Raw genomic sequence first — 7,933 nt, forward strand, 5'->3', positions numbered from 1 at the left:
CGACGCACGCTGCGCCAGATGCCCGAAACCCGAGCCGAGGAAGAGAAACGCGAACCGATCGGCCTGGTGGCGCATCGCCGCCGTCGGAGCGGTCGGCGCGGTCCTGGGCGCCGCGGTGATCGCCGGTGTGCTGCGCTGGGATTCCGGCTCCCAGGCCCGTCCCGAATCCACCGCGCCATCCGCCCCCATAACGGCCCGCTGCCAGTACACGGTCACCGTCGCACAGACCGCCGACCGCCCCGTCATCGTCCCCGCGACCGCGGACGGCGGTCGCCGCTGCGTGCTGTCCACCAAGGACGCCGCCCAGGGCCCGCTGGCCGGCGTCACCACCCTCCAAGCCGCCCTCCGCGTCTGCTATCGAGCCGAAATCAACGACCCCGAAGGCATTTACGGCCCCGACACCCAGCGCGCCGTCCTCGCCGCCCAGGACCGCCACACCATCACCAAGGACGGCGTCTTCGGCCCCCAAACCTCCGCCGCCATGACCTGGCCCACCACCGCCGCCGACGGCACTCTCCAACCACCCTGCCGCACAGTCGGTATCTGAGAACCCGGGGCGAGCGAGCGCGCTTCCGCTCGCGACAGCGTCTTCGGCTCGCAGCCGTCCGACAGCTCTGGCAAGGCCGGTCTCCGTGGACAGAGTGTGCGCCCGAGCCGCTTGCCGCGCAGTCGGTTTCCGAGCGTGCGGACCGACCTGCCCACCGCGGTTATCGCGGCGGTTGTCCCCGGTTGGGCGGGGCGGCGGTCAGCGCACCAGCAGCGCGACCGGGAGGCGGGCGAAGAGTTTCTCGAGGCGGGCGCGGCCGGAGAAGGTGTGGCCGGTGAGGCGGTCGGTCCAGTGGCCCTGGGGGAGGTCGAGGACCGTGTCGCCCCAGCCGCCCGCCTCGTCGAGGCGGATGCTGTGGCGGGTGACGGCGACGATGACCTCGGGGGTTTCGCCGGTGCGGCCGCGGGCGTAGGACAGCAGGTGGTGGTCGCGGTCGCCGGAGGCGAACAGCGGGGTGTAGGTGCCGCCGACGAAGCAGTCGGGGCGTTCGCGACGCAGCCACAGGGCGTAGGCGGCGATCCACATCTTGACCGCGCCGGTGGGGTCGAGATCCGGGGTGCCGGTGAGGGATTGCAGCAGCAGCGAGCGGTGGGTGAAGTCGACCGGGCGGCGGTTGTCGGGGTCGACGAGCGAGTCCTCCCACAGCTCGCAGCCCTGGTAGATGTCGGGGATGCCGGGGCCGCACAGCTGCAGCAGCTTCTGGGCCAGGGAGTCGGTCCAGGCGTGGATGGCGAGATCGTTGACGAACTCCCCGAGTTCCGCGCCGACCGGTCCGTCGAGGACGGTGTCGATCCAGCGGTGCACCGCCGTCTCGAACTCGATATCGGGTTCCTCCCACGAGGATTGGGTCCCCGCCTCGCGGACCGCCTTCTCCGCGAACTGGTGCAGCCGTTCCCGCAGCCCCGGCACGCTCGCGGCGGGCCGCCCGTCGGCGGGCCACACCCCGAACATGTTCTGCAGCAGGAACAATGTGGTCGCGCCGTCGGGCCCGGGCGCGATCTCCTCCCAGGTGGTGACCGAGCGCGCCCAGATGTCGGGCACCTGCGAGAGCATGCCGATACGGGCGCGCACGTCCTCGCCGCGCTTGGTGTCGTGGGTGGACAGCGCGGTCATGGTCGCGGGCCAGCGGGCCGCGCGCTCGGCGTTGGCGAGATGGAATTCGATGGGGGAGCAGCCGAACCGGGCCGGATCCGCGCCCATCTCCTGCAGCGACACCAGCCGCGCGGCGCGGTAGAACATGGTGTCCTCCACCGCTTTCGCGCTCATCGCCCCGCCCACCTGATGGAAGCGGGTGGCGGCCTCACCGCCCACGGCGAGCGCGGTCACCAGCACCTGCAGCGGCGCGGTGAGTTCGGCATTGCGGCGCGCCACCTCCGCGACCACCGCGCCGACCATCCCGGCCAGCGGCGCGTAGTCGGTGCGGTACACCGGCATGAACGACAGCACCTCGATGGCAGCGTTGGTGAGCGCCATGGTGTCGAACACGTCGGCGCGGGCGTCGCGTTTGACCGCCGCCACCAGCCGCCGCACCTCCGGCACCAGCATGGTCTCGGCCACGGCCCGCCGAATCCGGTGCTCCTGCTCGGTGAACCAGGCCCGGTCGCTGCCGTGCCCGGTGAACTGCCGCGACAGATCGGTGAGCAGCTTCTCCCCGTCCGGGTCGATGAGCACCCCGCCGATGTCGGCGAGCGCGTCGTAGCCGGTGGTGCCGTCGATGGGCAGGGTGGCGTCGAGGGGTTCGCGATTGGAGAGCACCTTCTCCACCAGCAGCAGCCGCTGCGGCCCGATGAGCCGGCGCAGCCGCCGCAGGTATTGCGCGGGCTCGGCCAGCCCGTCGGGATGATCCACGCGCACACCGTCGATGAGGTCGTGCTCGCACCAGGCGGCCAGTTCGCGATGGGTGGCCTCGAAGACCGCCGGGTCCTCCTGGCGCAGCGCGGCCAGCCCGCCGACGGTGAAGTAGCGCCGGTACCCGCACAGCCCGGATTTCCAGTTGACCAGCCGATAGTGCTGTTTGTCGTGGATGCGCAGCGCGTTCTCGCCGTCGGTGCCCGGCGCGATGGGGAAGCGCATATCGTGCAGCGCCAGCATGGGTTCGGGCCCGGACCGGTCCACGGTCAGCGCGGCCGGATCGTTCTCCCCGGCCAGCACCGGCAGCGCGATCCGCCCGCCCGCGCCGTTGCCGGGTGTCCAGTCGATGTCGAACCAGGTGGCGTACGGGGAATCCTTGCCGTCCCGCAGCACCTCCCACCACCACTGGTTCTGCCGCGGATCGGCCACCGACACGTGGTTGGGCACCAGGTCGACGATGAGTCCCATACCGCGGCTGCGCACCTCGTCGGAGAGCGCCTTGAGCCCGGTCGGCCCGCCCAGCCCCGCCGACACCGTGGTCGGGTCGATGACGTCGTAGCCGTGGGTGGAGCCGCGGGCCGCGCTCATGACGGGCGACAGGTACAGATGCGAGATGCCCAGCTGCTGCAGGTATTCGGCGATACCGCGCGCATCGGCGAAGGTGAGCGCGTCGGGTCGCAGTTGCAGGCGGTAGGTGCTGCGCACCGGCGTCTGGCGGGCGATGGGTCCGGTGGTGTGTTCGGGCGAGCTGGTCATGTCGCTACCGATCATGCCGTACGGCGCAGTACGACGAGACAGCGTGCGGGCACTTGCACCGTGGCCGACGCGCCGAGGGTGTCGCTGCCTGCCGGTTCGCCGGTCGGGGTGGAGCAGTCCAGGGCCACCGTCCAGGCCTCGCCGTGCCGGGCGTCGGGCACGGTGAAGTCGAGGGCCGCGTCGTGGGCGTTGAAGCACAGCAGGAACGAGTCGTCGGTGACGCGCTGCCCGCGCGGCCCGGGTTCGCCGATGCCGTCGCCGTTGAGGAACACCGCCAGCGAACGCGCGAAACCGGTCTCCCAGTCGGCGTCGGTCATGGCCGCGCCGCCGGGGGTGAACCAGGCGATGTCACCGGGCCCGTCCGGCGCGGGCGCGGGATCGAAGAAGCGCCGCCGCCGGAACACCGGGTGCGCGGCGCGCAGCGCGACGGTGCGCCTGGTGAATTCGAGCAACTCGGCCTCGGTGTCCATGCGGGTCCAGTCCATCCACGACAGCGGCGAATCCTGACAGTAGACATTGTTGTTGCCGTGCTGGGTGCGGCCGAACTCGTCGCCGTGCAACAACATCGGGGTGCCCTGCGAGAGCATCAGGGTGGCGAGCAGATTGCGGCGCTGCCGGGCCCGCAGGGCCAGGATCCGCGGGTCGTCGGTGGGGCCTTCGGCGCCGCAGTTCCAGGAGCGATTGTAGGTTTCGCCGTCGAGGTTGCCCTCGCCGTTGGCGTCATTGTGTTTCTCGTTGTAGGACACCAGGTCCGCGAGGGTGAACCCGTCGTGCGCGGTCACGAAGTTGATGCTGGCGCCGGGGCGGCGGCCGGTGGCCTCGTACAGGTCCGAGGAGCCGGTGAGCCGGGACGCGAACTCGCCCAGGGTGGCCGGTTGCCCGCGCCAGTAATCCCGCACGGTGTCACGGTATTTGCCGTTCCATTCGGTCCAGGCGACCGGGAAGTTGCCGACCTGGTAGCCGCCCTCCCCGACATCCCAGGGTTCGGCGATCAGCTTGACCTGGCTCACCACCGGATCCTGATGCACGATGTCGAAGAAGGTGGAAAGCCGGTCCACATCGTGCAATTCGCGCGCCAGGGTGGCGGCCAGGTCGAAACGGAAGCCGTCCACGTGCATGTCGAGCACCCAGTACCGCAGCGAATCCATGATCAGCTGCAAGGCGTGCGGGTGCCGCATGTTGAAGCTGTTGCCGGTGCCGGTGTAGTCCATGTAATGCTGCGGATCACCGTCCACCAGACGGTAGTACGCGGCATTGTCGAGGCCGCGGAAGCTGAGCGTCGGCCCGAACTCGTTGCCCTCGGCGGTGTGGTTGTAGACCACGTCGAGGATCACCTCGATGCCCGCGGCGTGGAAGGCGCGCACCATGGCCTTGAATTCGGGGACCGCGGCGGCGGGGGAGGCGCCCGCGGCGTAGCCCCGGTGCGGCGCGAAGTAGCCGAAACTGTTGTAGCCCCAGTAGTTCCGCAGGCCCCGGTCCAGCAGGATGCGGTCGTCGAGGAACTGGTGCACCGGCATGAGCTCCACGGCGGTGACGCCGAGTCCGCGCAGGTGGTCGATGATCGCGGGATGCGCCATGCCCGCGAAGGTGCCGCGCAGCTCCGGCGGCACCTCGGGGTGGGTGACCGTCATGCCCTTGACGTGCGCCTCGTAGATGACCGTCTCGTGGTACGGCCGTTTCGGCGCGCGGTCGTCGGCCCAGTCGAACCAGGGGTTGACGACCACCCCGGTCATGGTGTGGCCCAGCGAGTTCTGCCCGTAGTTGTAGGGCGCGACGGCGGTGCCGAAGTCGCCCTCGAACGCCTTGCCGTATGGATCGAGCAGCAGTTTGCTCGGGTCGCACCGCAATCCCCGCGCCGGTTCGAAGGGCCCGTGCACCCGGAATCCGTAGCGCTGCCCGGGTCCGATCCCGGGCAGGTAGGCGTGCCAGACGTACCCGTCGACCTCCTCGAGCTCGATCCGGGTCTCCCGGTGCTCGGCGTCGACGAGGCACAGCTCCACCCGCCGGGCCACCTCGGAGAAGACCGAGAAGTTCGTCCCGGCGCCGTCGTAGGTCGCGCCCAGGGGATAGGCGGTCCCCGGCCAGACACCGAGCCCGGCGGTGCCGGGAATCGCGGGAGCCATACCGGGCACCCTATCGGCCCGCGCCGGCCGGGTGGTGTGGCGGTTCTGGTAACTTGAACGCCGTTCAAGCCCGCTCCTCGAAGGACCACCTGTGGCATTGACCGACCCCCTGACGGCCTCGGCCGCGCTCTCGCCCGCCGAGATCACCGCCCTCGACGCCGCCCACGTGTGGCATCCCTACGGCGGCTTCCCGGCCGGCACCGAACCGCTGGTGGTGGCGTCGGCGTCGGGCACCCGGCTCACCCTGGCCGACGGGCGGGAACTGGTGGACGGCATGAGTTCCTGGTGGGCGGCCGTGCACGGGTACCAGCACCCGGTGCTGGACGCGGCGCTGCTGGCGCAGTCGCGCAAGATGAGTCACGTCATGTTCGGCGGCCTCACCCACGAACCCGCCGCGCGACTGTCACGGCTGCTGGTCGAGCTCACCCCCGAGGGTCTGGACAAGGTGTTCCTCTGCGACTCCGGCTCGGTGTCGGTCGAGGTCGCGGTGAAGATGTGCCTGCAGTACCAGCGCGCGCTGGGCCGGCCCGGGAAGCATCGGCTGATGACCTGGCGCGGCGGCTACCACGGCGATACCTTCACCCCCATGAGCGTGTGCGACCCGGAGGGCGGCATGCATGCGCTGTGGTCGGACGTGCTGGTCCCGCAGATCTTCGCGAGCGCGCCCCCGGCGGACTTCCGGCCCGAGTACGTCGCCGAACTCGAGCGGACCATCGCCGGGCACGCGCACGAATTGGCCGCCGTCATCGTGGAACCCGTGGTGCAGGGCGCGGGCGGCATGCGCTTCCACGACCCGCGCTACCTGACCGAATTGCGCCGCCTCTGCGACGAGCACGACGTCCTGCTGGTCTTCGACGAGATCGCCACCGGATTCGGCCGCACCGGAACGCTTTTCGCCGCCGACCAGGCCGGCGTGCGCCCCGACGTGATGTGCGTCGGCAAGGCCATCACCGGCGGCTACCTGACCCTGGCCGCGGCGCTGACCACCACGCGGATCGCCGAGACCATCAGCCGTTCGCACGGCGGGCTGATGCACGGCCCGACCTTCATGGGCAACCCGCTGGCCTGCGCGGTGGCGGTGGCCTCGATCGAACTGCTGCTCTCGCGCGACTGGCGGGGCGAGGTCACCCGGATCGAGGCCGAGCTGAACTCCGGTCTGGCCCCGGCGCGGGACCTGCCCGGCGTCGCCGACGTGCGGGTGCGCGGGGCCATCGGGGTGATCGAGCTCGATCACCCGGTGGACATGCGCGCGGCGACGCACGCCGCCGTCGACGCGGGAGCCTGGCTGCGGCCCTTCCGCAACCTGGTCTATGCCATGCCCCCGTTCATCAGCACCTCGGAGGACGTCCGCCGGATCACCGCCGCCATGCTCGCGGCCGCCGCGGCCTGATCCTGGACTACCGCCGGGCTGCCGAATTCCTAGCGGTTGGCCCGTTTCTCGCGTGCTTTGTCTGCATTGTCGCTGTCTGACAGGACTTCCCAGACCTTGAACACGCAGTGATAGTCATCGGACCAGCCACGTGCGATCAGCATGAAGGTGTCGCCGTCGCGCAGAATCGTGCGGCGGCTGATCAACTTCGGATGATCGGGAATGAATTTCGAGACGAGGTCCGGGACCTTCGCGAGGGCTTGCTCGCGGGTTCCCACCACCTCGGTGAGGATCTTCGGACTCCAGGTCTTGGAGTCGCCGAAGCCGGTCGTCTGCTCGACCACTATTGCCCATCGTGGCATCGCGCAGCCTCCTTACGATCCTCCAGCATAGCGCCGTCCACCGACACCCATGGCCTCCTGAACGGCGTTCAAGTATGCTTCCGAGCTGTGACTGCCGATCCCTTGAGCTGGCTCGACACCCGCGCCGCCGAACGCGTGGACGCCGGGCTGCGCCGCGCCCTGCGTCCCCGGACCCCCGAGGCGGCGAGCATCGACCTGGCCTCCAACGACTACCTCGGGCTGGTCCGCCACCCGGAGGTGATCGAGGGGTCCGTCGCCTCGGTGCGCACCTGGGGCACCGGGTCGACCGGTTCGCGACTGGTCACCGGAACCACCCTCGAACACGAGCTCCTCGAAACCGAACTCGCCGAATTCGTGGGCGCGGAAGCCGGATTGGTGTTCGCCTCCGGCTACGCCGCCAACCTGGGCGTGGTCACCGCGCTGGCCGGGCGTGGGGCGCTGGTGGTTTCGGACGAGGGCAGCCACGCCTCGCTGGTGGACGCCTGCCGGTTGTCGCGGGCACGGGTGGCGATCGCGCCGCACCGGGATCCGGCGGCGGTGGATCGGCTGCTGTCGCAACGGACCGAGGAGCGCGCGCTGGTGCTCACCGATTCGGTGTTCAGCGCCGACGGCGACCTCGCGCCGCTCACCGAACTGCATCGCGTCACCCGGGCCAATGGCGCGGTCCTCATCGTGGACGAGGCGCACGGGCTGGGCGTGCGCGGCGACGGCGGGCGCGGCCTGGTGCACGAGTGCGGGCTGGCCGGGGAACCCGACCTGATCATCACCGCGACCCTGTCCAAAGCCTTTGCCGCCCAAGGCGGTGTGGTGCTGGGCAGCGAGCGGGTGCGCGCGCATCTGATCGACGCGGCCCGCACCTTCATCTTCGACACCGGGCTGGCCCCGGCGGCCGTGGGCGCGGCCCGGGCGGCGCTGACGCTGCTGC

General features: G+C 70.6%; 6 protein-coding genes. 3 read left to right on the top strand and 3 right to left on the bottom strand.

The features are described from left to right. Positions 1 to 547: peptidoglycan-binding domain-containing protein (locus ACWELJ_RS32285; RefSeq protein ID WP_452369866.1), on the top strand; the 547-nt coding region annotated here is incomplete at its 5' end. A 198-nt stretch (positions 548 to 745) separates the two neighbouring features. On the opposite strand, the gene treY is transcribed toward ACWELJ_RS32285, so the two are convergent. Both treY and glgX read right to left on the bottom strand, forming a co-directional pair. Continuing rightward, a complete protein-coding gene (gene treY, locus ACWELJ_RS32290) occupies positions 746 to 3,154 on the bottom strand; it encodes a malto-oligosyltrehalose synthase (RefSeq protein WP_452369867.1) in 2,409 nt (802 codons plus the stop codon). A gap of 11 nt (positions 3,155 to 3,165) precedes the next feature. Then, positions 3,166 to 5,277 (bottom strand): glycogen debranching protein GlgX, encoded by a 2,112-nt coding sequence (glgX, locus tag ACWELJ_RS32295; RefSeq protein ID WP_452369868.1) that lies wholly within the window; start codon positions 5,275 to 5,277, stop codon positions 3,166 to 3,168. Positions 5,278 to 5,374: 97 nt separating this feature from the next. On the opposite strand from glgX, the gene ACWELJ_RS32300 reads away from it, so the two are divergent. After that, the gene (locus ACWELJ_RS32300; protein ID WP_452369870.1) at positions 5,375 to 6,667 is read left to right on the top strand and encodes an adenosylmethionine--8-amino-7-oxononanoate transaminase; all 1,293 of its coding nucleotides are present in this window, start codon (positions 5,375 to 5,377) and stop codon (positions 6,665 to 6,667) included. Positions 6,668 to 6,696: 29 nt separating this feature from the next. On the opposite strand, the gene ACWELJ_RS32305 is transcribed toward ACWELJ_RS32300, so the two are convergent. Next, positions 6,697 to 6,990, bottom strand: a complete 294-nt coding sequence (locus tag ACWELJ_RS32305) for a hypothetical protein (RefSeq protein ID WP_357095160.1) — start codon at positions 6,988 to 6,990, stop codon at positions 6,697 to 6,699. A 105-nt stretch (positions 6,991 to 7,095) separates the two neighbouring features. Here ACWELJ_RS32305 and ACWELJ_RS32310 point away from each other — a divergent pair. Next, positions 7,096 to 7,933, top strand: an 838-nt coding sequence (locus tag ACWELJ_RS32310) for an aminotransferase class I/II-fold pyridoxal phosphate-dependent enzyme (protein WP_452369869.1), incomplete at its 3' end; no start/stop codon positions are given.

The organism is Nocardia sp. NPDC004582, assembly GCF_053602115.1.